The organism is Kitasatospora sp. NPDC049285, assembly GCF_040678815.1.
In the GTDB taxonomy this organism is placed as follows: Bacteria; Actinomycetota; Actinomycetes; order Streptomycetales; family Streptomycetaceae; genus Kitasatospora.
Map to the genome: position 1 here is coordinate 63,131 of NZ_JBFAQR010000024.1, position 26,592 is coordinate 89,722.

General features: G+C 71.5%; 23 protein-coding genes, 2 tRNA genes and 1 pseudogene. 18 read left to right on the top strand and 8 right to left on the bottom strand.

Annotated elements, in window-relative coordinates; genetic code table 11:
• The first annotated feature begins 5 nt into the window (after positions 1–5).
• The 11 genes from recF (at position 6) to AB0K51_RS17760 (ending at position 11,217) form a co-directional block, all read left to right on the top strand.
• Positions 6–1,142, top strand: a complete 1,137-nt coding sequence (gene recF, locus AB0K51_RS17710) for a DNA replication/repair protein RecF (protein ID WP_363455776.1) — start codon at positions 6–8, stop codon at positions 1,140–1,142.
• Positions 1,143–1,209: 67 nt separating this feature from the next.
• Entirely contained in the window at positions 1,210–1,722 is a 513-nt protein-coding gene (locus AB0K51_RS17715; RefSeq protein ID WP_363455778.1) for a DciA family protein, read from the top strand.
• 272 nt (positions 1,723–1,994) lie between these two features.
• Positions 1,995–3,989, top strand: coding sequence for a DNA topoisomerase (ATP-hydrolyzing) subunit B (gyrB, locus tag AB0K51_RS17720; protein ID WP_363455780.1), 1,995 nt, complete (start codon positions 1,995–1,997; stop codon positions 3,987–3,989).
• Between the two features lie 99 nt (positions 3,990–4,088).
• On the top strand, positions 4,089–6,620 hold the full coding sequence (gyrA, locus tag AB0K51_RS17725) for a DNA gyrase subunit A (RefSeq protein WP_363455874.1): 2,532 nt from the start codon (positions 4,089–4,091) through the stop codon (positions 6,618–6,620).
• A 142-nt stretch (positions 6,621–6,762) separates the two neighbouring features.
• Positions 6,763–7,488 (top strand): DUF3566 domain-containing protein, encoded by a 726-nt coding sequence (locus tag AB0K51_RS17730; protein WP_363455783.1) that lies wholly within the window; start codon positions 6,763–6,765, stop codon positions 7,486–7,488.
• A 237-nt stretch (positions 7,489–7,725) separates the two neighbouring features.
• A complete protein-coding gene (locus AB0K51_RS17735) occupies positions 7,726–9,090 on the top strand; it encodes a cyclopropane-fatty-acyl-phospholipid synthase family protein (protein WP_363455786.1) in 1,365 nt (454 codons plus the stop codon).
• A gap of 16 nt (positions 9,091–9,106) precedes the next feature.
• A tRNA-Ile gene (locus tag AB0K51_RS17740) sits at positions 9,107–9,180 on the top strand.
• A 287-nt stretch (positions 9,181–9,467) separates the two neighbouring features.
• Positions 9,468–10,343: a hypothetical protein gene (locus AB0K51_RS17745; RefSeq protein WP_363455789.1), complete on the top strand. Its 876-nt coding sequence runs from the start codon at positions 9,468–9,470 to the stop codon at positions 10,341–10,343.
• Positions 10,344–10,415: 72 nt separating this feature from the next.
• Positions 10,416–10,805 carry a DUF6191 domain-containing protein gene (locus AB0K51_RS17750; RefSeq protein ID WP_363455792.1) on the top strand — a complete coding sequence of 130 codons (390 nt, stop codon included), beginning with the start codon at positions 10,416–10,418 and terminating at the stop codon, positions 10,803–10,805.
• Between the two features lie 101 nt (positions 10,806–10,906).
• On the top strand, positions 10,907–11,035 hold the full coding sequence (locus AB0K51_RS17755; protein WP_014137031.1) for a DLW-39 family protein: 129 nt from the start codon (positions 10,907–10,909) through the stop codon (positions 11,033–11,035).
• A gap of 109 nt (positions 11,036–11,144) precedes the next feature.
• Positions 11,145–11,217: transfer RNA gene (locus tag AB0K51_RS17760), tRNA-Ala, on the top strand.
• A gap of 71 nt (positions 11,218–11,288) precedes the next feature.
• On the opposite strand, the gene AB0K51_RS17765 is transcribed toward AB0K51_RS17760, so the two are convergent.
• Entirely contained in the window at positions 11,289–12,176 is an 888-nt protein-coding gene (locus tag AB0K51_RS17765) for a DUF5324 family protein (RefSeq protein ID WP_363455794.1), read from the bottom strand.
• Positions 12,177–12,342: 166 nt separating this feature from the next.
• Between AB0K51_RS17765 and AB0K51_RS17770 the strand changes: the two genes are divergently transcribed.
• Both AB0K51_RS17770 and AB0K51_RS17775 read left to right on the top strand, forming a co-directional pair.
• Positions 12,343–12,870, top strand: a complete 528-nt coding sequence (locus AB0K51_RS17770) for a peptidylprolyl isomerase (protein ID WP_363455797.1) — start codon at positions 12,343–12,345, stop codon at positions 12,868–12,870.
• Positions 12,871–12,998: 128 nt separating this feature from the next.
• Positions 12,999–13,892, top strand: a complete 894-nt coding sequence (locus tag AB0K51_RS17775) for a rhomboid family intramembrane serine protease (RefSeq protein WP_363455799.1) — start codon at positions 12,999–13,001, stop codon at positions 13,890–13,892.
• Positions 13,893–14,192: 300 nt separating this feature from the next.
• On the opposite strand, the gene crgA is transcribed toward AB0K51_RS17775, so the two are convergent.
• Entirely contained in the window at positions 14,193–14,447 is a 255-nt protein-coding gene (crgA, locus tag AB0K51_RS17780; RefSeq protein ID WP_363455802.1) for a cell division protein CrgA, read from the bottom strand.
• A 211-nt stretch (positions 14,448–14,658) separates the two neighbouring features.
• Between crgA and AB0K51_RS17785 the strand changes: the two genes are divergently transcribed.
• The 5 genes and pseudogenes from AB0K51_RS17785 to AB0K51_RS17805 all read left to right on the top strand — a co-directional run bounded on the left by AB0K51_RS17785 (position 14,659) and on the right by AB0K51_RS17805 (position 18,042).
• Positions 14,659–15,372: a DUF881 domain-containing protein gene (locus AB0K51_RS17785; protein ID WP_363455877.1), complete on the top strand. Its 714-nt coding sequence runs from the start codon at positions 14,659–14,661 to the stop codon at positions 15,370–15,372.
• An 89-nt stretch (positions 15,373–15,461) separates the two neighbouring features.
• Positions 15,462–15,638 carry a hypothetical protein gene (locus tag AB0K51_RS17790; protein WP_363455805.1) on the top strand — a complete coding sequence of 59 codons (177 nt, stop codon included), beginning with the start codon at positions 15,462–15,464 and terminating at the stop codon, positions 15,636–15,638.
• A gap of 51 nt (positions 15,639–15,689) precedes the next feature.
• The gene (locus AB0K51_RS17795; RefSeq protein WP_363455808.1) at positions 15,690–16,355 is read left to right on the top strand and encodes an aminodeoxychorismate/anthranilate synthase component II; all 666 of its coding nucleotides are present in this window, start codon (positions 15,690–15,692) and stop codon (positions 16,353–16,355) included.
• A gap of 265 nt (positions 16,356–16,620) precedes the next feature.
• Positions 16,621–17,301: pseudogene (locus tag AB0K51_RS17800) on the top strand (class E sortase); the annotation flags it as partial.
• A gap of 18 nt (positions 17,302–17,319) precedes the next feature.
• Positions 17,320–18,042: a class E sortase gene (locus AB0K51_RS17805; RefSeq protein WP_363455811.1), complete on the top strand. Its 723-nt coding sequence runs from the start codon at positions 17,320–17,322 to the stop codon at positions 18,040–18,042.
• 62 nt (positions 18,043–18,104) lie between these two features.
• Here AB0K51_RS17805 and pknB read toward each other — a convergent pair whose 3' ends face one another.
• The 6 genes from pknB to AB0K51_RS17835 form a co-directional block, all read right to left on the bottom strand.
• On the bottom strand, positions 18,105–20,147 hold the full coding sequence (pknB, locus tag AB0K51_RS17810; protein WP_363455814.1) for a Stk1 family PASTA domain-containing Ser/Thr kinase: 2,043 nt from the start codon (positions 20,145–20,147) through the stop codon (positions 18,105–18,107).
• A 292-nt stretch (positions 20,148–20,439) separates the two neighbouring features.
• Positions 20,440–21,897, bottom strand: coding sequence for a penicillin-binding protein 2 (locus AB0K51_RS17815; RefSeq protein ID WP_363455816.1), 1,458 nt, complete (start codon positions 21,895–21,897; stop codon positions 20,440–20,442).
• The gene (locus AB0K51_RS17820; RefSeq protein WP_363455819.1) at positions 21,894–23,354 is read right to left on the bottom strand and encodes an FtsW/RodA/SpoVE family cell cycle protein; all 1,461 of its coding nucleotides are present in this window, start codon (positions 23,352–23,354) and stop codon (positions 21,894–21,896) included. Before AB0K51_RS17820 ends, AB0K51_RS17815 begins: the two co-directional genes overlap by 4 nt.
• Positions 23,355–23,382: 28 nt before the next feature.
• On the bottom strand, positions 23,383–24,852 hold the full coding sequence (locus tag AB0K51_RS17825) for a protein phosphatase 2C domain-containing protein (RefSeq protein ID WP_363455821.1): 1,470 nt from the start codon (positions 24,850–24,852) through the stop codon (positions 23,383–23,385).
• A 45-nt stretch (positions 24,853–24,897) separates the two neighbouring features.
• Positions 24,898–25,422: an FHA domain-containing protein gene (locus AB0K51_RS17830; protein WP_363455824.1), complete on the bottom strand. Its 525-nt coding sequence runs from the start codon at positions 25,420–25,422 to the stop codon at positions 24,898–24,900.
• Positions 25,423–25,434: 12 nt separating this feature from the next.
• Positions 25,435–26,301: a DUF3662 and FHA domain-containing protein gene (locus AB0K51_RS17835; RefSeq protein ID WP_363455827.1), complete on the bottom strand. Its 867-nt coding sequence runs from the start codon at positions 26,299–26,301 to the stop codon at positions 25,435–25,437.
• Between the last annotated feature and the right edge of the window lie 291 nt (positions 26,302–26,592).

Sequence of the window (26,592 nt, forward strand, 5' to 3'; positions counted from 1 at the left end):
CAGCCATGCACGTCGCGCATCTGTCGCTCGCCGACTTCCGTTCCTACGCCCGGGTCGAGGTTCCGCTCGACCCGGGCGTCACCGCGTTCGTCGGGCCCAACGGGCAGGGCAAGACCAACCTGGTGGAGGCGATCGGCTACGTCGCCACCCTGGGCAGCCACCGGGTGGCCACCGACGCCCCGCTGATCCGCCTCGGCGCCGAGCGGGCGGTGATCCGGGCCAGCGTGGTGGCGCAGGGCGGCCGGACCACCCTGGTGGAGCTGGAGCTGACCCCGGGCAAGGCCAACCGGGCCCGGCTGAACCGTTCCGACAACGTCCGCCCGCGCGACGTGCTCGGCGTGCTGCGCACCGTGCTGTTCGCCCCCGAGGACCTCTCCCTGGTGAAGGGCGACCCGGGCGAGCGCCGGCGCTTCCTGGACGAGCTGCTGACCGCCCGGGCCCCCCGGCTGGCCGGGGTGCGCTCCGACTACGAGCGGGTGCTGAAGCAGCGCAACGCCCTGCTGAAGACCGCCGCGATGGCTCGCCGGGCCGGCGGCGGGAAGGCCGCCGACCTCGCCACCCTGGAGGTCTGGGACGGCCATCTGGCGCGCACCGGAGCCGAGTTGACCGCCTTTCGGATCCAGCTGGCGGCCGCCCTGCAGCCGCTGGTGGCGCAGGCCTACGGACAGCTCGCCCCGGGCGCCGGGGAGACCGTGCTGGAGTACCGCTCCTCCTTCGAGGGGGAGCTGCCGACCAGCCGCGAGCAGGCCGAACAACAACTCCTGGACGCCCTGCAGGCCACCCGCAAGCAGGAGATCGACCGCGGCCTGACCCTGGTCGGCCCGCACCGCGACGAGCTGCTGCTGAAACTCGGCCCGCTGCCCGCCAAGGGCTACGCCAGCCACGGCGAGTCCTGGTCCTACGCGCTGGCGCTGCGGCTGGCCTCCTACGAACTGCTGCGCGCCGAGGGCGGCGAGCCGGTGCTGGTGCTCGACGACGTCTTCGCCGAACTGGACTCCCGCCGCCGGGACCGGCTGGCCGAGCTGGTGGCCGGCGGCGAGCAGGTGCTGGTCACCGCGGCGGTGCCGGAGGACGTCCCGAAGGTGCTGAGCGGGGCGCGCTACGGCGTCTCGGACGGCACTGTGACCCGGCTGGCCCCGTGAGCCCCTGCCACCCCGTACGCTGGACCGCTCACCGGAAGAGTTGTCCACAGCCTGGGGATGGAGCGTGATGGCGGAGAGCTCCGAACCGTCGGGCGTGGACCTGGCCCGGGTCGCGCTGCGCGCCGCCAAGGAACAGGCCAGGCAGCGCGGCGAGCAGGTGCGCGAGCGCCGGGAGGCCAAGCGGACCGGACTGCGCAGCGGAGCGCGCGCGGACGGCCGCGATCCGGTGCCGCTGGGGGCAGCGCTGAACCGGCTGATCACCGAGCGGGGCTGGGAGGCGCCGGCCGCGGTGGGCGGGGTGATGGGCCGCTGGGCCCAGATCGTCGGGCCTGACATCGCTGCGCACTGTGAGCCCAAGTCGTACGTGGAAGCGGACGCGGTGCTCACCGTGCAGTGCGACTCCACCGCGTGGGCCACCCAACTACGGCTGTTGGCGCGCCAGTTGGTGGCTCGGTTGAACCACGAGCTGGGGCACGGCACGGTCCGCGTGATCAAGGTGCTGGGGCCGGACGCCCCGGTGCGCGGTTACGGGCGGTTGCGGGCGCCGGGGAGCAAGGGCCCCGGGGACACCTGGGGCTGAGCCCGCTCGACCGGACTGCAGGCCTCCGGAATCGCTGGCGGCCCGTGTAGGCGCTCTGAGCCCCCCTGTCGAGTATCGGGACATGTGTGGAGGGGATTTCGGGCGGCACATCTGCCCTCAGGGGCTGCCAAACGCCCCTCTCTGTCGGTCGTACCGGTAGACTGAACGCAAACACCGTTGCGTGCAGCAACCGAGTCGAAACGCCGTGGTCGCACACCTGCCCGGACAACCGGGAAGGGGCGCGGCCCGCGCTGTGCCAGAGAGGGCGCTTCGTGGCCGATTCCGGCAACCCCAGCCAGACCCCAGACCCGACCGACCAGAAGGCCGCCTACGACGCCAGCGCGATCCAGGTGCTGGAGGGCCTCGACGCCGTCCGCAAGCGCCCGGGCATGTACATCGGTTCCACCGGCGAGCGCGGCCTGCACCACATGGTGCAGGAGATCGTCGACAACTCCGTGGACGAGGCGCTGGCCGGGCACGCGGACACCATCGACGTGACCATCCTGGCCGACGGCGGCGTGCGGGTGATCGACAACGGCCGTGGCATCCCGGTCGGCATCATGCCGGGCCAGGACAAGCCGGCCGTCGAGGTCGTGCTGACGGTGCTGCACGCGGGCGGCAAGTTCGGCGGCGGCGGCTACGCGGTCTCCGGCGGTCTGCACGGCGTCGGCATCTCCGTGGTGAACGCGCTCTCCACCCGCCTCGCGGTGGAGATCTGGACCGACGGCCACCGCTGGACCCAGGAGTACAAGTCCGGCGCCCCGACCGCCCCGCTGGCCAAGCACGAGGCCACCGAGCGGACCGGCACCGCGGTCACCTTCTGGGCCGACCAGGACATCTTCGAGACCACCGTCTACTCCTTCGAGACGCTCTCCCGCCGCTTCCAGGAGATGGCGTTCCTGAACAAGGGCGTCACCATCGCGCTGACCGACGAGCGCGCCGAGCACGCGGACGAGGACGGCAACGCGCTCTCGGTCACCTACAAGTACGACGGCGGCATCGCGGACTACGTCGCCCACCTCAACTCCCGCAAGGGCGAGGCGGTCCACCCCTCCGTCATCGACTTCGAGGCGGAGGACAAGGAGAAGCGGATCTCCGCCGAGATCGCGATGCAGTGGAACTCGTCCTACACCGAGGGCGTGTACTCGTTCGCCAACACCATCCACACCCACGGCGGCGGCACCCACGAAGAGGGCTTCCGCGCCGCGCTGACCGGTCTGATGAACCGTTACGCGCGCGACAAGAAGCTGCTCCGCGAGAAGGACGACAACCTCTCCGGCGAGGACATCCGCGAGGGTCTGACCGCGATCATCTCGGTCAAGCTCGGCGAGCCGCAGTTCGAGGGCCAGACCAAGGACAAGCTCGGCAACACCGAGGCCAAGACCTTCGTGCAGAAGGTGGTCAACGAGCACCTGGCCGACTGGCTGGACCGCAACCCCAACGAGGCCGCGGACATCATCCGCAAGTCCATCCAGGCCGCCAGCGCCCGGGTCGCCGCCCGCAAGGCCCGCGACCTGACCCGCCGCAAGGGCCTGCTGGAGTCCGCCTCGCTGCCCGGCAAGCTCTCGGACTGCCAGTCCAAGGACCCGGCCGAGTGCGAGATCTTCATCGTCGAGGGCGACTCGGCCGGCGGCTCCGCCAAGCAGGGCCGCGACCCGCGCACCCAGGCGATCCTCCCGATCCGCGGCAAGATCCTGAACGTCGAGAAGGCCCGGATCGACAAGGTGCTGCAGAACACCGAGGTCCAGGCGCTGATCTCGGCCTTCGGCTGCGGCATCCAGGAGGACTACGACGAGTCCAAGCTCCGCTACCACAAGATCGTGCTGATGGCCGACGCCGACGTCGACGGACAACACATCCGGACGTTGCTGCTCACCCTGCTGTTCCGCTTCATGCGCCCGCTGGTCGAAGCCGGGTACGTGTACCTGGCGATGCCCCCGCTGTACAAGATCAAGTGGGGCAAGGACGACTTCGAGTACGCCTACTCCGACCGCGAGCGCGACGCGCTGATCGCCGCCGGGGTCGAGGCCGGGCGCCGGCTGCCCAAGGACGACGCGATCCAGCGCTTCAAGGGTCTCGGCGAGATGAACGCCGAGGAACTGCGCGTCACCACCATGGACGTGGCCCACCGCCTCCTGCTCCAGGTCACCCTGGAGGACGCCGCCCGCGCCGACGACCTGTTCTCCGTCCTGATGGGCGAGGACGTCGAGGCCCGCCGCTCCTTCATCCAGCGCAACGCGAAGGACGTCCGGTTCCTGGACGTCTGACACCCCGTCAGGAAAGGAAACTGACCACCAGTGGTCGACGACAACCGTCCGGACGGCGGCGAGCAGCTCCCCGAGGACACCACCTCCGCCCAGGCGACCATGCGGATCGAGCCGATCGAGCTCGAAACCGAGATGCAGCGCTCGTACCTCGACTACGCGATGAGCGTGATCGTCTCGCGTGCGCTGCCCGAGGTCCGCGACGGCCTCAAGCCGGTGCACCGGCGGGTCCTCTACGCGATGTACGACGGCGGCTACCGGCCCGAGAAGGGCTACTACAAGTGCGCCCGCGTGGTCGGCGACGTGATGGGCAACTACCACCCGCACGGTGACACCTCGATCTACGACACCCTGGTCCGCCTCGCCCAGACCTGGTCGATGCGGATGCCGCTGGTGGACGGCAACGGCAACTTCGGCTCCCCGGGCAACGACCCGGCCGCGGCGATGCGCTACACCGAGTGCAAGATGATGCCGCTGGCGATGGAGATGATGCGCGACATCGACGAGGAGACCGTCGACTTCGCCGCCAACTACGACGGCCGGCAGCAGGAGCCCACCGTCCTGCCCGCGCGCATCCCCAACCTGCTGGTCAACGGTGCCACCGGCATCGCGGTCGGCATGGCCACCAACATCCCGCCGCACAACCTGCGCGAGGTCGCCTCCGGTGCGCTCTGGTCGCTGGAGCACCCCGAGGCGACCAACGAGGAGCTGCTGGAAGCCCTGGTCGAGCGGATCAAGGGCCCCGACTTCCCCACCGGCGCGCTGATCGTCGGCCGCCGCGGCATCGACGAGGCCTACCGGACCGGCCGCGGCTCGATCACCATGCGCGCGGTGGTCGAGGTCGAGGAGATCCAGGGCCGCCAGTGCCTGGTCATCACCGAGCTGCCCTACCAGGTCAACCCGGACAACCTCGCGCTGAAGATCGCCGACCTGGTCAAGGACGGCCGGATCGCCGGCATCGCCGACGTCCGCGACGAGTCCTCCTCGCGCACCGGCCAGCGCCTGGTGATCGTGCTCAAGCGCGACGCGGTCGCCAAGGTCGTGCTGAACAACCTGTACAAGCACACCGACCTGCAGACCAACTTCGGCGCCAACATGCTGGCCCTGGTCGACGGCGTGCCGCGCACGCTCTCGCTGGACGCCTTCATCCGGCACTGGGTGGCGCACCAGATCGAGGTCATCGTCCGGCGCACCACCTTCCGGCTGCGCAAGGCCGAGGAGCGCGCCCACATCCTGCGCGCGCTGCTCAAGGCACTCGACCAGATCGACGCGGTGATCGCGCTGATCCGGGCCTCGGAGAGCGCCGACGCCGCCCGCACCGGCCTGATGGGCCTGCTGGACATCGACGAGATCCAGGCCAACGCCATCCTCGAGATGCAGCTGCGCCGGCTCGCCGCCCTGGAGAGCGCCCGCATCCTCAGCGAGCACGACGAGCTGCAGGCGAAGATCAACGAGTACAACGCGATCCTCGCCTCCCCGGAGCGCCAGCGCGGCATCGTCTCCGAGGAGCTCACCGCGATCGTCGAGAAGTACGGCGACGAGCGGCGCTCCACCCTGATCCCGTCCGACGGCGACCTCTCCATCGAGGACCTGATCGCCGAAGAGGACATCGTCGTCACCATCACCCGCGGCGGCTACGTCAAGCGCACCCGCTCCGACCTGTACCGCTCGCAGAAGCGCGGCGGCAAGGGCGTGCGCGGCGCGCAGCTGAAGCAGGACGACATCGTCGACCACTTCTTCGTGACGACCACCCACAACTGGATCCTGTTCTTCACCAACAAGGGCCGGGTCTACCGCGCCAAGGGCTACGAGCTGCCGGACGCCGGCCGCGACGCCCGCGGCCAGCACGTCGCCAACCTGCTGGCCTTCCAGCCGGAGGAGCACATCGCCCAGGTGATGGCGGTGCGCACCTACGAGGACAAGCCGTACCTGGTGCTCGCCACCCGCAACGGCCTGGTGAAGAAGTCCCTGCTCAAGGACTACGACTCCCCGCGCTCCGGCGGTCTGATCGCGATCAACCTCCGCCAGGACGAGGAGGGCCGGGACGACGAGCTGATCGGCGCCGAGCTGGTCTCGGCCGACGACGACCTGCTGCTGATCTCCAAGAAGGCCCAGTCGATCCGGTTCAAGGCCACCGACGAGGCGCTGCGCCCGATGAGCCGGGCCACCTCCGGCGTGAAGGGCATGTCGTTCCGCGAGGACGACGAGCTGCTCTCGATGAACGTGATCCGGCCGAGTACCTTCGTGTTCACCGCCACCGACGGCGGCTACGCCAAGCGGACCTCGGTTGACGAGTACCGTGTCCAGGGGCGTGGCGGATTCGGTATCAAGGCGGCGAAGATCGTCGAGGGCCGGGGCTCGCTGGTCGGCGCCCTGGTGGTCGAGGAGACCGACGAGATCATGGCCATCACGCTCTCCGGCGGCGTGATCAGGACCAGGGTTTCCGAGGTACGTGAAACCGGACGTGACACGATGGGCGTCCAACTGATCAACCTCGGAAAGCGCGACGCGGTGGTGGGCATGGCCCGCAACGCGGAGGCGGACGAGGAGGAGGGTGCGGACGTCGACGCCGAGGCGACGGCGACCGAGGCCCCCACGGAGCACGAGGCGGACGGCGCGGCCGACCAGGGCTGACGCTGTTCCCCGTCCGGTGGTGCCCGGCCCGCGAGCGCGGGTCGGGCAGCACCGGTTGACCGCAGGCCACCGGGGCAGGCGGACGAGCACAACACGGACCAGGGCGGTGCATCGGCCTGGCGGACGGTTCGGGAGGACCACGGTGAGCGGAGCCACGGGTGCTGGAGGTGCCACGGGCGGCCTGTCGGGCGCGCAGGGCGGGACGCCGGCGTACGGCGTGCCGCAGCGTCCGGCCGAGCACCCCGCCGCGTCCACCTCGCTGATGCCCCCGGTCGGCCAGGGCGGGCCCGGCGCGGCGCAGGGCGCCCAGCAGAGCTACGGCGGGCAGACCCCGCCGCCCCCGCCGAGCACCCCGCCCACCGCCGGCGGCGGCTTCTCCCAGCCGACCACCTACACCAAGGGCCAGCCGACCCCGGCCCGCGGCACCCGGACCGGCGGCGCCGCCCAGGGCAGCGCCGCGCGCCGCACCGGCGCCCCGGCCCCGGCCGGCGGCGGGCGGATCCGCAAGGCCCGGCTGCGGATCACCAAGGCCGACCCGTGGTCGGTGATGAAGGTCAGCTTCCTGCTCTCGCTGGCCGTCGGCGTGATCATCATCGTGGCCTCCGCGGTGCTCTGGATGACCCTCGACGGGCTGGGCGTCTTCGACTCGCTGACCAGCACCCTGAAGGACGTCACCGGCACCGACAGCTCCGGCGCCTTCAACCTGATGGACTACATCGGCTTCGGCAAGGTCATGCTGTTCACCACCCTGATCGCGGTGGTCGACGTGGTGCTGATGACCGCGCTGGCCACCCTCGCCGCGTTCATCTACAACACCGCGGCCGGCTTCACCGGCGGCATCGAGTTGACCCTGGCCGAGGAGGACTGACCTCCTGTCAGTCCGCTCCGGCGGCGTACGGAATGTCCCGGGCCCCGAAGGCCGTTGAAGCCTTCGGGGCCCGTTCGCATGCTTTCCCGGATCGGGGGCAAACGGGTGACCGGACGGCGTGCCGGGCGTAGCGCCCGGGCCCGCCGTGGATAAGTGGGAAGCGGGGACGAGCACCGGCCGTCCGGCCGCGGACGCGGCTCCGGGGCGGCCCTGGACGGGTACGTCGGGAGGTCCGGCATGGCTGGGAACGCGGAACAACTGGTGGGTGCGCTGGAGGGCCTGATGGGCCGTCGGGTCCCCGTGCGGGTCCGGGCCTGGGACGGCTCGCTGGCCGGCCCGCCCGGTGCCCCCACCGTCCACCTGCGCAACCGCCGCGCCGCCCGCCGCCTGCTCTGGTCCCCCGGCGAACTCGGCCTGGCCCGCGGCTACGTCTCCGGCGACCTGGACATCGACCCCGACAGCGACCTGTACGAGGTGCTCGGCGCGGTCGCCGAGGACCCCGAGCTGCACGGCATCCGGATCGGCCCGCGCCAGTACCTCGGCGCTCCCGGTCGCCGCGCGCTCTCCACCGCCCTGCGGCTGGGCGTGCTCGGCCCGCAGCCCGCGCCGCCGCCCGAGGAGATCCGGCACCGCAGCGGGCGCCTGCACAGCCGCCGCCGGGACCGCGCCGCGATCAGCCACCACTACGACGTCGGCAACGACTTCTACCGCCTGGTCCTCGGCCCGTCCCTGGTCTACTCGTGCGCCTACTGGACCCCCGAGGGCAAGAGCCTGGAGGACGCCCAGCAGGCCAAGCTCGACCTGGTCTGCCGCAAGCTCGGTCTGCGCCCCGGGATGCGCCTGCTGGACGTCGGCTGCGGCTGGGGCTCCCTCGTCCTGCACGCGGCCCGGCACTACGGCGTGGAGGCCGTCGGCGTCTCCATCTCCACCGAGCAGGTCGCCCTGGCCCGCCAGCGGGTCGCCGAGGCCGGCCTGACCGACCGGATCGAGATCCGCCTGCAGGACTACCGGGAGATCCCCGACGGCCCCTTCGACGCCATCTCCAGCATCGGCATGGCCGAACACGTCGGCTCCGAGCAGTACCTGGTCTACGCCGGCCACCTGCACCACCTGCTCGCCCCCGGCGGCCGCCTGCTCAACCACCAGATCGCCCGCCGTCCGCTGCGGCCCGACGAGCGGTACCGGCTCTCCCCCTTCATCGACCGCTACGTCTTCCCCGACGGCGAGCTCTCCTCGGTCGGCACCACCGTCTCCCGGCTGGAGGAGGCCGGCTTCGAGGTCCGCGACGTCGAGGCGCTGCGCGAGCACTACCACCTCACCCTGCGCGAGTGGGTCGCCAACCTGGAGGCGCACTGGTCCGAGGCCGTCGCGCTGGTCGGCCGCGGCCGCGCCCGGGTCTGGCGCCTGTACATGGCGGCGTCCGCCGTCGCCTTCGAGCAGAACCACATCGGCGTGAACCAGATCCTCGCCGTCCGCCCCACCCCCGAAGGGGCCTCCCGGCTCCCCGCCACCCGCGCCCAGTGGCTCGCCGAAGCCCCTGAGCTGCACCGCGCGGCGACCCCCCGGGGAACGGATTTGGGAGATCGGCCGTCGGTCCGCTAATCTTTCAGTGCGGCAAGGGCCTATAGCTCAGACGGTTAGAGCGCTTCCCTGATAAGGAAGAGGCCACAGGTTCAAGTCCTGTTAGGCCCACCGGCGCGAAGGCCCCGATCACCTGGTGATCGGGGCCTTCGACGTTTTCGCCCCCGGTTCGGCCGTAACCCCGGCCCGGTGCGGCTCGTTGGGCCGGGTGCGCAGAGGCAACACAGGGTGAGTCGACTCGAAACTTCAGTGTCGGGGATAGCCGGGCGTCAGAACCGGTCATTGGGAACGTGGGACGTAGCGCGCCTCTGCTCTTGCTGGCGGATGACCAGCCCCGCCGCCCGGGGTGACAGGGCGGTTCCCACGTCATGTCTTCTTTCACCCTGTGAGGCATTCCCATGTCCATGGAAGCCGCGCTGCTCGAGTCGAGGACTCTGCGCAGCGGCCTGTGCAGTCGCACCGAGGTCCTCGACGAGGTCAAGGCGCTCGTCCTGCTGCCCGACGGGCTGCACGTCACCACGCGGATGGTGGCCGACTACTTCCAGGTCGGCGACACAGCCGTCTACGCCCTGGTCCGCCGCCACCGGGCGGAGCTGGAAAGCAACGGATACACCGTCCACAAGCCTGTGGATAACTCGGCGAACCAGACTTGCAAGATGCAAGTCTGGCAGGTCAGCGACTCGGAAGGTGGTGAGAGCCCGGTTTCGGACCGTCCACAGGGCGGGGGTTCCGGCATCGCGTTGTACTCGCGGCGGGCCGTGCTGAACGTGGCGATGCTGCTGCGGGACAGCGAGGTCGCGCGGGCGGTGCGCAGCCGGTTGCTCGATCTCGTGGAGGCGGCGCCGCGGCCGGTGGTCGAGGTGCCGGAGGTGCGGGCGTTCCGGGCGCGGCCGTGGAAGCGGTGGAGCGAGCTGCGCTGGGACGAGTACGAGGCGGTGAGCCGGGATCCGGCCGCCGAGGCCTGGCGGCGGCGGATCGACGGGATGGACCCGTTCGACCTGCCGTACGAGCCGGGGGTGTCGTGCGAGGAGTGCTACGAGGAGCCGGGCGAGCCGGTCCGGGTGCCGTCGGTGGATGAACTGCCGGTCGTGGTGGCCGGGTTGGCGGTGTCCGTCGGGGCGATCGAGCGGCGGTTGGACGCGCAGGGGGCGGTGATCACGGCGATCAGTGAGCGGATCTCCCGGCAGGGCGCGGAGCTGACGTCGCTGGGCGCCGACGTCCGGGCGATCCGGCGGGACGTGGCCTACCTGCGCGGTCGGCGCCGGCGCGGGTAGCCGCTGACGGGTGCGTCGCCGTTCCGGCCCGGTCGGGTGGAACGGCGACGCACCCGGGTGCGTTGTCGGGGCATGGCGTGGTTCTTCGCGGTGAGCATCCCGGGGCTGGTGTGCGTGTTGGTGCTGCTGGCCTTCGTGGACCAGCTGGCGTTGGCGGCGCAGCGGTCGCGGTGGATTCCGTGGCGCGGGACGGGGCGGGAGGGGCAGGTCTCGGCGACCGGCTTCGAGCAGTTGCACGCCCAGTTCGCGGCCGGGAAGCAGGCCGAGTTGGAGCAGCGGAAGACCACGCTGATGCTCCGCGACGAGGAGGGGGAGGGCGCTCCGCCACGCAGTACGGTGGATCTGGAGGGCGGGCTCGCGGTGATTCGCCCGACGGCCGTCCGGGCTGATCATCGCACTGCTGGGGGGTCGTCAACCCGGCCCGTGGATCGGTCGGTTGGCCGTGGCGGGGGCCGCTCTTGAACGGGTTACCGGTGTGTATCATCGGCCGCAGGGCGGTCTGCAGCCTGACCGCTGGTTCGTGCTCGTACATCCAATAAGCAGAAGAAGGACGAGGTCCCGCGGTGAAGAAGCTTCTCCTGGTCGCCCTGGTCGCCCTCGGCGGCTTCTTTGTCTACCGTCAGGTGCAGGCGGACCGCGCCGAGCAGGACCTGTGGACCGAGGCCACCGACCCGGTCCCGGCCGGCCGCTGAGGTCCGACACGCGATCTTTCCTCGGACCGGCCGGCGGAGCGCCTGCCGCGGCCGGTCCGAACTCGCTCGGGGTTGCCGCCCGGAGCGGGTACGCTAATGCCTGTCGCACGGGGCTTTAGCTCAGTTGGTAGAGCGCTGTCTTTGCATGGCAGATGTCAGGGGTTCGACTCCCCTAAGCTCCACAAGGCTTCACAAGCCGAAGACCCCCGGTCCGGGATTCCGGACCGGGGGTCTTCGGCGTTCGCGCGACGGGTCAGTGCGGCTTGCGGGGGTCGTGGGGCTTGGGCCGGTCGTCCGGGGCGGGCTTGGGGTCCTCCGACTGGCCGGGCTGTGCGGCGGAGGCCTCGGTGGAGGTCTCGCGCGGGGCGGAGCCGTTGAGCACCGTCTCGCCGACCGGGGTGCCGGTCGCACTGCCGGGAGCGGGCGGGGCGCCGGGGGAGCCGGGTGCCGCGCTGTTCGCGGACGGCGTGGCGGCCGGGGCCGGCGGCTCGGTCAGCCACTCGGGGTTGTTCTGCTTCCGGTACCACTGCCAGCAGAGCACGCCGGTGCCGATGGCGATGGTGCCGGCCACCGCGAGCCCGGTGGCCCAGCCGTGGCCGCCGCGGTTCTCCTTCTTGAGGTTCTTCGCGGCCAGATCGCTGATCTCGGCGGCGCTGACGTGCCCCTGCAGCGCGGTGATCGCGGCGGCGCCGCGGGCCTGGGCCTCGGCGGCGTACGGGGTGACGGTGTCCTTGGCGCTCTGGAAGGTCTCGGTGACCTTGGGGACCACCGAGGCCTTGGCGTGCCCGGCGGCCCGGTCGGCCGAGAGCTTGGCGGAGAGCGCCGCCTCCTGGGCCCGGTGGACCGCCTTCAGCGCCGACTTCTGGGTCTCCGGCGGGAGGCTGGAGAAGGCGTGCTCGATGTGCGGGGCGACGTGCTTGACGTACTGCACCCGGGCTGCCTGGGCGGCCTGGCCGGCGCCGGCCCTGGCCTGCGCCCCGGCGGCGGCGGCCTTCGGGCCGAGCGCCTCCAGCTTGGGGCCGAGCACCTGCTTGGCCTCCCCGGCGTACTGCAGGGCGTGTTCCTTGGCAGAGGCGGCGTAGGGCGCGACGGCGTCCTTCGCCCGTCCGGCGGTCTCGCGCGCGGTGTCCGTACGGCTCACGGGCTTCTCCTTCTCGGCGGGGCTCCGGTGTTGTCCGGTATGCACCTTTCCACCTGATAGGAGATCATGCATCCCGCTCGGCCGGCGAGCACTTCGGCCGAGCCGTCCGTTGGGCCCATGGGATGATTTCGGGTGATAGTCAGGTAAGAGATTGGAAGGTAATCCTGTGGCCCAGGAACTCATCGCCACCCTGAAGACCAACCGCGGCGACATCGTGGTCAAGCTCTTCCCGAACCACGCCCCGAAGACGGTCGCCAACTTCGTCGAGCTGGCCGAGGGTACCCGCGAGTGGAAGAACCCGGAGACCGGCGAGGTGGCCGCCAAGCCGCTGTACGACGGCACGGTCTTCCACCGGGTGATCGACGGCTTCATGATCCAGGGCGGCGACCCGCTGGGCAACGGCACCGGCGGTCCGGGCTACAAGTTCGCGGACGAGTTCCACCCGGATCTCTCCTTCGACCGCCCGTACCTGCTGGCCATGGCCAACGCCGGCCCGGGCACCAACGGCTCGCAGTTCTTCATCACGGTCGCCCCGACCACGTGGCTGACCCGCAAGCACAGCATCTTCGGCGAGGTCGTCGACGCGGCCAGCCAGAAGGTCGTGGACGCGATCGCCACCACCGCCACCACCAAGCCGTACGACCGCCCGGTCGAGGACGTGGTGATCGAGTCGGTCGTCGTCTCGCGCGGCTGATTCCGGCCCCGCCGCCCGTGAGCGGCCCCCGCGCACCCTGGTGCGCGCAGTAGCCTGGGCGGTCCCGGCGGTGCCCCGTTCGAGGCGGTGGCGCGCCGGGACCGGTCTTGTGAGGAGGGACTGCGGCGATGCATCCGGAGGAGCCCGTGCGGCCGGCGCCCGCGGACGGCCAGGGGACCGGACTGCCCGGGTGCTACCGGCACCCGGAGCGGGAGACCGGCGTGGCCTGCGCGCGCTGCGGGCGACCGATCTGCCCGGAGTGCATGGTGGGCGCCTCGGTGGGCTTCCACTGCCCGGAGTGCGTGCGCGGTGAAGCCGAGCAGGTCCGGCAGCCGCGGACCACCTTCGGCGGGGTGCTGGAGGCCGGGGACGGCGCGCTGGTCACCAAGGTGCTGATCGGGCTCAACCTGCTGGTCTTCCTGGTCACCGCCTACCTGGACCGGACCTGGGAGCTGCGACTCGGCCTGTACAGCTGGGTGCCGGTGCCGGGGGTCCGGATCGGCGTGGCGGCCGGTCCGCAGGACTGGTACCGGCTGGTCAGCGCGATGTTCGTGCACTCCGGCCTGCTGCACATCGGGATGAACATGCTCTCGCTGTGGGTGCTCGGGCCGCAGTTGGAGCGGGTGCTGGGCCGGGTGCGGTTCCTCGGGCTGTACTTCGTGTCGGGCATCGCCGGCAACGCGCTGGCCTACCTGCTGTCGGGCGACAAGCTCTACTCGGTGGGGGCGTCCGGGGCGATCTTCGGGCTGCTGGGGGCGACCGCGGTGCTGTTCCGGGTCAACCGGGTACCGATGCAGCCGGTGATCGCGCTGCTGGTGGTCAACCTGGTGATCACCTTCTCGGTGTCGGCGATCGACTGGCGGGCGCACGTCGGCGGCCTGGTGGCCGGAGTCGTCACCGGCGCGGGGATGATGTACGCCCCACGGGAACGCCGTGCACTGGTGCAGGGGTTGACGGTGGCCGGAGTGCTCGTGGCGAGCCTGCTGCTGGTGCTGGCCGGGACGGCGCGCCTGCCGGGGTGATCCCGGCCCGGGCGGCATGCTGGGCGGCGGCTGTCCACAGCGGGTGCGGGCCTGTGCACAGCGGGTGTGAACTTGTCCACAGCGGGTGCGGGCAGCCGGTTGGCGTTCTTCGGTCTACGCGCGTTATCCTGCTGCGTTGCAAGTTATCCACAGGCCTGGCGAAGTTTTCCCCAGTGTGGACAACCCTGTGGATAAACGTTCGGGCGCTGCCTTCCGGGCGGGCGCGTGCCGAACACCGCTCCGGACCCGGGGCCCGGAGCGGTGCGGACGCGTTGTGTCAGGGGAGCCGCGGAGCGCGGCTCACTTCCACTGGGTGGAGACGCCGAAGCCGGCGGCGATGAAGCCGAAGCCGGCCAGGATGTTCCAGTTGCCCCAGCTCTCGATCGGCCAGGTGCCGCTGGTCACGTAGTACGTGACGATCCAGACCAGGCCGATCAGGAACAGCGCCAGCATCAGCGGTGCCACCCAGCTGCGGCCGGAGCTGAGCTTCACGGCCGTGGTGGTGGTCGGCGGCGGCGTGTAGTCGGCCTTCTTGCGGAGTCGAGACTTCGGCACGAGGGGTTCTCCTGTCGATGCGCTGTGACCGCGCAGGTGTGCAGCGGGGGACGGGCGGCGTGTGGGGGCCGGATTGGTACGAGCGGTACTCCGCACATGCCATCGGCGTCCGTTAGCGTAGTGGCTCGTCGGGTCTTAGGGAGATAAGGGTACGGTGCCGGATTCCACGATTTCGCCCCAGCCGCCGCTCGGCCGCCCTCGTCGCACCCGAATTGTCGGACGTGCCCTGACCTGCACCGTCTTCGCGCTCGCCGGGCTGCTGTTCTACGTCAGCGCGGAGACCGCCCGCGGCACCGATCTGCGCACCGACAACTCGCTGCTCAAGCTGAGCGACGTCATACAGCAGCGCTCCACCCAGAACCAGGAGCTGCAGGCGCAGGTCGCCGAGGACCAGGACAAGGCCGACCGGCTGGCCCAGGAGCAGGGGCAGTCCCCCGCCGACGCCGCCCGGCTGGACGCGCTGCAGCAGGCCGCCGGGCTGGACCCGCTGCGCGGACCCGGCCTGACCGTGACCCTGGACGACGCCCCGCCGAACGCCACCGCGAAGATCCCCGGCGTCCCCGAGCCCGGCGTGAACGACCTGGTGATCCATCAGCAGGACATCCAGGCGGTGGTGAACGCGCTGTGGCGCGGCGGCGCCGAGGGCGTCCAGGTGATGGACCAGCGGCTGATCTCCACCAGCGCGGTGCGCTGCGTCGGCAACACCCTGCTGCTGCAGGGCCGGGTCTACTCCCCGCCGTACGTGATCCGCGCGGTCGGCCGGACCGAGGCGCTGAGGTCCGCGGTGGACGCCGACCCGACCATCCGCAACTACCTGGGCTACGTGGCCGCCTACGGGCTCGGCTGGAAGGTCCAGGAGAGCGGCGAGTTGAACCTGCCGGGCTACGCCGGTTCGGCCGACCTGCGGGCCGCCTCCGCGCAGTAGCGGACGCGCGGGTCCTGTTGCGCGGATACCCGCCTGGGCGGGGCGGGCGGGCGTCTACGCTTGTGCAGACCCGAACTCCGAGGAGCAGCATGTACGGCATGATCTGGCGGCACCTCCCGGGCCCCACCCCGGTCCGCGCGCTGATCGCGGTGCTGCTCGTCCTCGGCGTCGTCTACGTCCTGTTCCAGTTCGTCTTCCCGTGGGCCGAGCCGCTGCTGCCCTTCGGCAACGTGACGGTGGATCAGGGCGGCGGCGCCGGCGGCTGAGCCGCTCCCCCGTAGCCGCAGCAGATGCCCGCACACCCCAGGAGCAGTGAGATGACCTCCGCCGGCCGCCCGCCCCGGATCCTCGTGGTCGACAACTACGACAGCTTCGTCTTCAACCTCGTCCAGTACCTCTACCAGTTGGGCGCGGTCTGCGAGGTGGTCCGCAACGACGAGCTGACCGTCGCCGACGCGCGCCCGCGCGACGGCGCGGACGGCTACGACGGGGTGCTGCTCTCCCCCGGCCCGGGCACGCCCGAGGAGGCCGGGGTGTGCGTGGAGATGGTGCATCACTGCGCCGAGGCCGGGCTGCCGCTGTTCGGGGTGTGCCTGGGCCTGCAGTCGATCGCGGTGGCCTACGGCGCGGTGGTCGGCCGGGCGCCCGAGCTGCTGCACGGCAAGACCTCGACGGTGGAGCACGAGGACGGCGGCGTGTTCGAGGGCCTGCCCTCGCCGCTGGTCGCCACCCGCTACCACTCGCTGGCGGTCGACCCGGCCACCGTGCCCGCCGAGCTGGTGGTCACCGCCCGGACCGAGGAGAGCGGCGTCATCATGGGCCTGCGCCACCGTGAACTGCTGGTCGAGGGCGTGCAGTTCCACCCCGAGTCGGTGCTCACCGAGGGCGGCCACCGGATGCTCGCCAACTGGCTGGCCGAGTGCGGCTTCCCGGAGGCCGTGGGCCGATCGGCCGGGCTCGCCCCGGTGATCGGGCGGAGCTGACCCGGTGACCGCCGTGCGCCCGGAGGGGGGCGTGCCCGGGAACCTGGGCGAGCCGGACGACTGGGGGGTCTACGAGCCCGCCCCGGTGGAGCAGACACTGCAACTGCGGCTGCCCGTGCCGCCCGTCCAGCCGGTCGCCGACGGCGGCCGGGCCGGGCGGCGGCGGGCCCAGGGGCCGGTGGGGCTGCGGCCCGGCACCGGCCGCCGGCGGGCCAGCGGCAAGGCCGGCGGGGCGCGGCCGCCGCGCCCCAAGGAGCGCCGACGGGTGGTGCTGGCCCGCCTGATGGGGGAGCTGTTCATCACCCTCGGCGTGGTGATGCTGCTGTTCGTCTCGTACCAGCTGTGGTGGACCAACGTGCAGGCGGACGCCGCCGCCGACGCGGCCGGCCACAGGTTGGAGCAGCAGTGGGCGCAGCCGCCCGCCGCCCCGCAGGGCGGGCAGAGCGCCGCGCCGCAGACCGCCTTCGAGCCCGGGCAGGGCTTCGCCATCATCCACATCCCGAAGCTGGACCTGAAGTACCCGATCGCCGAGGGCACCAACAAGGAGAAGGTGCTGGACCACGGCCTGGTCGGGCACTACACCGGCACCGCGATGCCCTCCGACAAGACCGGCAACTTCGCGGTCGCCGCGCACCGCACCACGCACGGGCAGCCGTTCCGGAAGATCGGTCAGCTGGTGCCGGGGGACAAGGTCGTCGTGGAGACCGCGACCGCGTACTACACCTACGAGGTGGCGGGCGGCATCCCGGAGACCCCGCCGACCAACGTGACGGTGCTTCAGGCGGTGCCGAAGGGCTCTCCGTTCACCGCGCCGGGCCGCTACCTGACGATGACGACATGCACGCCGGAGTTCAGTGCCCGGGGAAGGCTGATCGTCTTTGGCAAGATGGTCGAGGAACGGCCGAGGAGCCAGGGCCAGCCGGAGGCGCTGACCGGGCATCAGTGAGCAGCGAGGCACGGCACCATGGGCACAGCCGTCGGGGCGGGCGGGCGCAGGCGCGGCCGGACGGCGGCGGCCCTCGGGCTGCTGGGGGAGTTGCTGATCACCCTGGGGCTGCTGGTGGCCCTGTTCGTCGGGTACTCGCTGTGGTGGACCGACGTGGTCGCCGACCGCACCGCCGACCGGGCCGGCGACCGGCTGCGGCAGTCCTGGACGGCCCCGGCCGCGCCCGGTGACACCGCCCCCGCGCCGGGCTACCAGGCCGGCGACGGGGTGGGCTTCCTGCACGTGCCGGCGCTCGGCCGGGGCAACCGGACGCTGATCCGGACGGGCACCTCGGCCGAGGTGCTGAACGAGGGCGTGGCCGGGGTGTACGAGGAGCCGTACCGCTCCGCGATGCCCTGGGACGCGCAGGGCAACTTCGCGCTCGCCGCGCACCGGGACGGGCACGGTGCCAGGTTCCACGACCTGGACCTGCTGAAGCCCGGCGACCCGGTGGTGGTGGAGACCCGGGACGCCTGGTACGTCTACCGGGTGGCGGGGGTGCTGCCGCAGACCTCGAAGTACGACGTGGGCGTGGTGGCCCCCGTTCCCGAGGGCTCGCCGTTCACCCGTCCCGGCCGGTACCTCACGCTGACCACCTGCACCCCGGTGTACACCTCGCGCTACCGGATGGCGGTCTGGGCCGAACTGGTCCGCACCGAGCCGGTGGACGCCCGTCGCACCCCGCCGGCCGAACTGCGCTGAGCCGGGAACGCCGCAGGGGCCGCACCGGCGGGCGGTGCGGCCCCTGCGTCAGCTGCGGGCGGTCACGGGGTGGGTGACTTGGGGTCCGCGGGCTTGACGAACAGGGTGACCGTGTCGTCGGGGTTCAGCTGGGTGCCGGCCGGCGGGTTGGTGCCCTGGACCACGCCGTTCGGGTCCTGCGACCCGGCCAGCTGGTAGTGCGTCAGGCCCAGCGCGGTCAGCTGCTTGATGGCGTCGGAGAGCTTGACGTTCTGCAGCGGCGGCACGGTGACCTTGTCGGCCATCTTGCCGACCGTGATGGTGACCTGGGTGCCCTTCTTGAACTGGCCGGTCTTCGGGTTCTGGTCCACGATCTGGCCGACCTTGCTCTGGTCGGTGATCACCTTGGTCTGCACCTGGACGGTGAAGCCGGCGTCGGTCAGGGCCTGCGTACCGTTGTCCTGCGACTGGCCGATCACGCTCGGGACGTTGACCTTCTGCTGGCCGGAGGAGACGGTCAGCGTGATGGTCGCGCCGGCGGCCGCCTTGCCGGTCGGGTTCTGCGAGATGACCTTGTCCTGGTCGACCTTGTCGTCGTTCTGGTAGGCGACGGTGACCTGGAAGCCCAGCTTGGTGAGGGTCGCCGAGGCGGCGTCCTTGGTCTGGCCGGTGACGTCGGGGACGTCGGCCTGGGCCGGGCCGGAGGACAGGTGGACCGTGATCACCGCGTCGGCGGGGATCTGCGAGCTGGCCACCGGGTCCTGGGTGCAGACCTGGTCCTTCTGGATCTTGGTGTCGGGGCAGGCGATCGGGTCGCCCTGCTTGACCGTCAGCTTGGCGCTCTGCGCGCGGGCGGCGGCCTGGGCGTCGGCGAGGCTCTTGCCGACCAGGCTCGGCGCGGTGGTCTTGCCGCCCGCCGAGTCGCCGGTCTTCACCATCGCCTGGACCACGAAGAACGCGCCGACCAGGACCAGCACCGCGGCCACGGCCAGGATGATCCAGGAGGTGTTGTTCTTCTTCGGCTCCTCGCGGCGGCGCCCGGCGCGGCCCTCGTAGCCGTCGTCGTCGTACCCGCCGCCGCCGCGGCCGTCGTTGTAGCCGGGCTCCTGGTAGCCGTAGCCGGGCTGCTGGTTGCCGACCTGCGGGAGCATGGTGGTCGGTCCGGCGCCCTGCTGGGGCAGCACGTTGGTCTGGCCGTACGGGTCGTACTGGCCGGCGCCCTGGTCGTAGCCGTAGCCCGGGCCGGCCGCGCCGTACGCGGCGGCCTGCTGGGCGGCGTTGACCGGGAGGCCGTCGAGGAAGCGCTCGATGTCGTCGCGCATCTCGTCGGCGGACTGGTAGCGGTAGTCGCGGTCCTTGGCGAGCGCGCGCAGCACGATCGCGTCGATCTCCGGGCGCACCTCGGGGTCGTACGCGGACGGCGGGGCGGGCTCCTCGCGGACGTGCTGGTAGGCCACCGCGACCGGCGAGTCGCCGACGAACGGCGGGCGCACGGTGAGCAGTTCGTACAGCAGGCAGCCGGTCGAGTACAGGTCGGAACGGGCGTCGACGGTCTCGCCCTTGGCCTGCTCGGGGGAGAGGTACTGGGCGGTGCCGATGACCGCGGAGGTCTGGGTCATCGTCATGCCGGCGTCGCCCATCGCGCGGGCGATGCCGAAGTCCATCACCTTGACGTTGCCCTGCCGCGTCAGCATGACGTTGGCGGGCTTGATGTCGCGGTGGACGATCCCGGCGCGGTGCGAGTACTCCAGGGCCTGCAGGATGCCGATGGTCATCTCGAGCGCGCGCTCCGGCAGCAGCCGGCGGCCGGTGTGCAACAGCTCGCGCAGGGTGGAGCCCTCGACGTACTCCATCACGATGTACGGGATGGAGATCCCGTCGATGTAGTCCTCGCCGGTGTCGTAGACCGCGACGATGGCGGGGTGGTTCAGCGAGGCGGCGGACTGCGCCTCCCGCCGGAAGCGGGCCTGGAAGGACGGGTCGCGGGCCATGTCGGCACGGAGCGTCTTCACGGCGACCGTACGGCCGAGCCGGGTGTCGTGGGCGAGGTACACCTCGGCCATGCCACCGCGCCCTAGGACGCCGCCGAGCTCGTACCTGCCGCCGAGGCGACGAGGCTCTTCCATATCTCCGACCCTCTCCCCCACCGGCCGGTGAGGATGTGACGTAGGTGTCCCCGCACGCTCTGTTGGACGCGGCCGAGGCCCCGTCGGTTCGCGGCTTCGACCCCCGGAACGCTGGGCCCCGGGTGGCTGCGGGTACACCCGCTGCTGGCGGATACGCTACCGGGCCAACCTGAGCGGTCCGGGACGGCCTGGCAGCTGAGACCAGACCGGTATCGTCCAGGACCGTCCCATTGTGACAATTCAAGCCACTGTTCGGAGGAGTCCGGCCGGATTGTGACGCATGCGACCGGCCCTAGCGGCCGAGCGCCGCCTGCATCACCGACTTGGCGATCGGGGCCGCCAGGCTGCCGCCGGAGATCTCGTTGCGGTCCGCGGCGCCGTCCTCGACCACCACCGCGACCGCGACCTGCTTGCCGTCCGCGCCCTTGGCGTAGGAGACGAACCAGGCGAACGGCAGGCCGGTGTTGTCCTGGCCGTGCTGGGCGGTGCCGGTCTTGCCGCCGACCGTCGCGTTCGGGATCTTGGCGTTCTTTCCGGTGCCGTTCTGCACCACCGACTCCATCAGCTGCTGCAGCTTCTGCGCGGTGGCCGGGGAGACCGCCTGGCTGAGCTGGTGCTCGGAGTGGGTGGAGATGACGTCCCGGGCGGAGCGCTCCTGGGCGACCAGGTAGGGCTCCATCAGCGAGCCGTTGTTGCAGATCGCCGCGGCGACCATGGCCATCTGCAGCGGGGTGGCCCGGGTGTCGTGCTGGCCGATGGCGTCCAGCGCGGTGCCGTCGGGCGAGGAGCCCTTCGGGTAGTAGCTGGCGCTGGGCCGGATCGGGACGTCCAGGTGGTCGTTGTTGAAGCCGAACTTCTCGGCCTGCGCGCGCAGCGCGTCCCGGCCCAGGTCGGCGCCCATCTTGCCGAACACGGTGTTGCAGGACAGGTCCATGGCGTCCTGCACGGTCGCCTTCTCGCACGGCTCGTCGGAGCTGGCGTTCTTCAGCTCGGTGCTGGTGCCGGGGAGGATGTACGGGTTCGGGGTGTCCGTGGCGTCGGTCGGGTTCTTGTACTTGCCGGTCTCGAACGCGGTCGCCGCGGTGATCAGCTTGAAGGTCGAACCGGGCGGGTAGGTCTCGCGCAGAGCCCGGTTCAGCAGCGGCTTGTTCGGGTCGTTGTTGAGGTCGGTCCACGCCTTGGTGTCGGCGGCGCTGCCGCCGGCGAAGGTGCTCGGGTCGTAGGACGGCGTGGAGACCAGTGCCAGGATCGCCCCGGTGCGCGGGTCGATCGCCACCGCCGCGCCCTTGCGGTTGCCCAGGGCGTCGTAGGCGGCCTTCTGGGTCTTGGGGTCGATCGTGGTGACCACGTCGCCGCCCTGCTTGGGCTTGCCGGTCAGCATGTCCAGGGTGTTGCGGAAGAACAGCCGGGAGTCGGTGCCGGAGAGGACGCCGTCCTCCAGCTTCTCCAGCTGGCTGCTGTCGTAGGCCTGCGAGGAGTACCCGGTGACCGGCGCGTACATCGCGCCGTCCACCCAGGAACGCTTGTACTTGTAGCGCAGGCCGTTGACGAAGTCGGACTTCGTGACCGCCTGCCCGCCCGCGATGATGTTGCCGCGCGGATAGGCGTACCGGTCGTACTTCACCCGCTCGTTGTGGCTGTTGGCGGCCCAGGCGGAGCCCTGCACGCCCTGCACCCAGTTCACCCGCAGCATCAGCGCGAGCACCAGCAGCAGGCAGAAGATCGAGACCCGGCGGATCGGCTTGTTCACGAGGACGCTCCGGGGATCTGGTCCGGCCTGGTCGGTTCCGGGATGGCGGTGGCGGGCTCGGCGGCCGGGCGGCGGGCGGTGTCGCTGATCTTCAGCAGGACGGCGATCAGCATCCAGTTCGCCACCACCGAGGAGCCGCCCTGCGCCAGGAACGGCATCGTCATGCCGGTGAGCGGGATCAGCCCGGTGACGCCGCCCGCGACCACGAACACCTGGAGCGCGAACGCCGAGGTCAGGCCGACCGCGAGCAGCTTGCCGAACGGGTCGCGGGCGGCCAGCGCGGTGCGCAGGCCGCGCTGCACGATCAGCGCGTACACCATGAACAGCGCCATCAGGCCGGTCAGCCCGAGCTCCTCGCCGAACGAGCCGAGGATGAAGTCGCTCTTCGCGGCGAACTGGATCAGCCAGCTGCGGCCCTGCCCGAGGCCGGTGCCGGTGGTGCCGCCCGAGCCGAGCGCCATCAGGGTCTGCCCGATCTGCTCGGACGACTGCGCCGGCGGGTGCGGGGAGAACGCCGCCATCGGGTCCAGCCAGGCGTTGATGCGGGTCTTCACGTGCGACTCGGTGGTGGCCACCACCGCGGCGCCGCCGAAGGACATCAGCAGACCGAAGACGATCCAGCTGGTCCGCTCGGTGGCGACGTACAGCATCACCACGAACAGGCCGAAGAACAGGAAGGAGGTGCCCAGGTCGGTCTCGAACACCAGGATCAGGATCGACAGCAGCCAGACCAGGATGATCGGTCCGAGGTCGCGACCGCGCGGCAGGTACAGGCCCATGAACTTGCGGCTGGCCAGCGCCAGGGCGTCCTTCTTGACCATCAGGAAGCCGGCGAAGAACACCGTCAGGATGATCTTGGCGAACTCACCGGGCTGGATCGAGAAGGAGCCGAACCGGATCCAGATCTTCGCGCCGAAGTCCTCCGCCCGGGACGGGAAGAAGGCCGGCGCGGCCAGCAGCACCAGCGCCACCACCATCGAGATGTAGGTGTAGCGCTGCAGGATCCGGTGGTCCTTCAGCAGCACCACCACGCCGATGAACAGCGCCACCCCGAGGCCGGACCACATCAGCTGGTTGGCGGCCGCCGGGAAGTTGTTGCGCAGCAGGCCGCCGGCCTTGTCCAGGCGCCAGATCATCACCACGCCGAGCCCGTTGAGCAGGGTGGCCAGCGGCAGCAGCAGCGGGTCGGCGTACGGCGCGAACCGGCGGGTCACCAGGTGCGCGATGCCGGCCAGCACGGCCATGCCCAGGCCGTAACCGAGCATCCCGGTGGGCAGCGACCCGTCGATCGCCAGACCGACGTTGGCGTACGCCAGCACCGGGATGGCGACCGCGAACGCCAGCAGCGCCAGCTCGGTGTTCCGCCGGGTCGGGACGGTGCTCGCCGGCGGGCTCGCGGAGTCGGCGCGGCGCCGCCCGGCGGCGGGCGTGCTGCTGCTCACGTCGAAGGTGCTCATGTCGGTGCCTACCCCCGGCGGACGCGGCCTACGGCGCCGAGCAGGAGGCGGCCAGCTGCTGCTCCTGCTCGGTCAGCGGCGGGGCGGACGGCGCGGTGCCGCCCTCCGCCGGGGCCTGCTTGGACTCGGCGAGCTTCTTGCACACCGCGGCTTGTGCGCGCAGGGTGTCGACCTGCTTCTGCGCGTCGCCCAGGCTGGTCGCCTGGATGTTCTTGGCCAGCTGGTCGCGCTGGTAGGCGGGCAGGAACTTCAGCTCGACGTCGGTGTACTGCTGGTACACCGAGCTGAGCTTCAGCCCCGCCAGGTTCTGGTCGAGACCGCGGTAGACCGCGACGTGGCCCTCGTCGGAGCCGACGTAGTACTGGTCCTGGGTCCACTGCCAGGCGAAGTAGCCGGCCCCGCCGAGCACCGCCAGCGCCAGCACCGCGGCCAGCGTCAGCTTCAGGCCGCGCTTCTTCTTGCGGTGGGTCGGCGCGGGCTCGTCGTACTCCTCGTACTCGCCCTGGCCGTAGCCGGCGGCCGGCTCCTGGTAGCCCTCGGCGGGACCGAAGTCGCCGGCCGGGGCGCCGTAGCCGGGTTCGCCGTAGCCGGGCTCGTAGCCCTGCGCCGGGCCGAACGCGCCCTGCGGCGGCTGCGGGGACCGGCCGAGGCCCGCCGCGCGGCCCGCCGGGGTGTCCAGCAGCCGCGGGTCGGTGAGCGGGTGCGGCTGGCTGTCGGCGACCGCGCCGACCACCACGGGGGTGTCCGCGAACCGGCCGCTGAGGGTGTCGGTGGCGCCGACGTCGATCACGTCGGCGACGATGCAGGTGATGTTGTCCGGGCCGCCGCCGCGCAGCGCCAGCTGGATCAGCTCCTGGACGGTCTGCTGCGGCGCGTAGTAGCTGCCGAGCGTCTCCTCCAGGGTCTGGTGGCTGACCGGGCCGGACAGGCCGTCGGAGCAGATCAGGTAGCGGTCGCCGGCCCGGACCTCGCGGATCGACAGGTCGGGCTCGACCTGGCCGCGGCCGTCCAGGGCGCGCATCAGCAGCGAGCGCTGCGGGTGGGTCTCGGCCTCCTCGGCGGTGATCCGGCCCTCGTCGACCAGCCGCTGCACCCAGGTGTGGTCCTGGGTGATCTGGCTGAGCCGGCCGTCGCGGAGCAGGTAGGCGCGGGAGTCGCCGATGTGCACCATGCCCATCCGCTGGCCGTCCCACAGCAGCGCGGTGAGCGTGCAGCCCATGCCCTCGAGCTGCGGGTCGTCCTCGACCATCTGCCGCAGCCGGTCGTTGGCGACCTGCACGGCGTCGTTGAGCAGGGTCAGCAGGTCCGCACCGGGGTCGGCCTCGTCCAGCCGGACGATCGAGCCGAGCACCTCGGAGGAGGCGACCTCGCCGGCCGCCGCCCCGCCCATGCCGTCGGCGACCGCCAGCAGCCGGGGCCCGGCGTAGCCGGAGTCCTCGTTCCCCTCGCGGATCAGGCCCTTGTGCGAGCCGGCGGCGAAGCGCAGCACGAGACTCATGCTGTCCGGGCCCTCCTTCGGGTGGAGCTGGTCCTCATGCGCTGACTACTTCCGCAGCTCGATGACGGTCCTGCCGATTCGGATCGGCACGCCGGGCTGGAGCGGAGTCGGCGTGGTCAGCCGCTGCCGGTCCAGATACGTGCCGTTGGTGGAGCCTAGATCCTCCACCGTCCACTGCCCAGTCTGATCGGGGTAGATCCTGGCATGGCGGGAGGAGGCGTAGTCGTCGTCGAGCACGATCGTCGAGTCGTGCGCGCGGCCCAGCGTGACGGTCTGGCCCTGCAGCGCGACCGTGGTTCCGGCCAGCGAGCCCTGGGTGACCACCAGGTGGGTGGGCTGGCCGCGGCGCTGCCGGGCGGCGGCCTGCTGCTGGGCGGCGGCCGACGTCTGCGCCTGCGCGGGGCGGCTCTGCCCGGCGGGCGCCCCGGCGGGGGCGGCCCGGCGCCCGGAGCGCGGGGTCGTCTTGGTGCCGAAGAGGTCGCTGCGGATCACTTGCACCGCGACGATGACGAACAGCCACAGCACGGCGAGGAAACCCAGCCGCATGACCGTCAGGGTCAGGTCTGACATATCCGGCCCGCTCTACCCTTCGACCTGTCGGTAGACGATGGTGGTCGACCCCAGGACGATCCGGGAGCCGTCGCGGAGCGTAGCGCGCTGGGTGTGCTGCCCGTCCACCACGATGCCGTTGGTGGACCCGAGGTCGAGCACCATGGCGGGCGATCCGGGGCGGATCTCGGCGTGCTTGCGGGAGACCCCGGGGTCGTCGACCCGGATGTCCGCCTCGGTCGAGCGGCCGAGCACCACGGCGTTCTGCCCGATCTGGTGCCGGGCGCCGTTCACCTCGACCCACCGGCGGGTACCGGCGCCGCCGTGCCCGGCCCCCGGGAAGGGGCGGACGTTGCCGGCCTGGGCCGGCGGGGCGGGCGGCATCGCCGGGGGCGCGGTCGGCGGCGGCGGAGCGCCGTACGGCGCGGCGGTGCCCTGCTGCCAGGGCGCGCCGGGAGCGTGCGGGGTGGGCTGGCGGCCGTAGCCCGCCGGGGCGGCCGGCGGCGCGGGGGCCTGCGGCGGCTGCTCGGCGGCCAGGGTGCGGCTGCGCACCCGGTACAGGCCGGTGTCCAGGTCGTCGGCCTTCTCCAGGTTGACCTGCAGCGGGCCCATGAAGCTGTACCGCTGGGCCTCGGCGTACTCGCGGACCATGCCGGCCAGTTCGCTGCCGAGCTGGGCGGCGTAGGGGCTGAGCCGCTCGTGGTCGTGCGGGCTGAGCTCGACGATGAAGTCGTTGGGGACGACCGTGCGGTCCCGGTTCCAGATGGTGGCGTTGTTGTCGCACTCGCGCTGCAGCGCGCCCGCGATCTCCACCGGCTGGACCTCGGACTTGAACACCTTCGCGAAGGTGCCGTTCACGAGACCTTCGAGTCGCTGCTCGAACTTCTTCAGGACTCCCACGGGGCACCCCCTCTCAGGGCGTCGGTCGGGCCGGCTCGTCGGCTTGAAAGCGGTACTTCCGTACTGATCGTATCCACGCGCGGCCCTTCCGTACGGTTCCCCCGGTAGGTCGCGCCCCCGAGGGCTACCCGCGGCGGGGCCCGCTCACTCGTTCGGCTCGCCCCGGTTGCGGGGGTACGGGGAATGGATTCGCAGGTGGCCCGCGGGGCGTGCTAATGTTTTCCATGTCGGAAGGGGCGCCCGAGAGGGAGCCGGACGGAAGACCCCAAGAGATGCGCTAAGCTTCTCGGC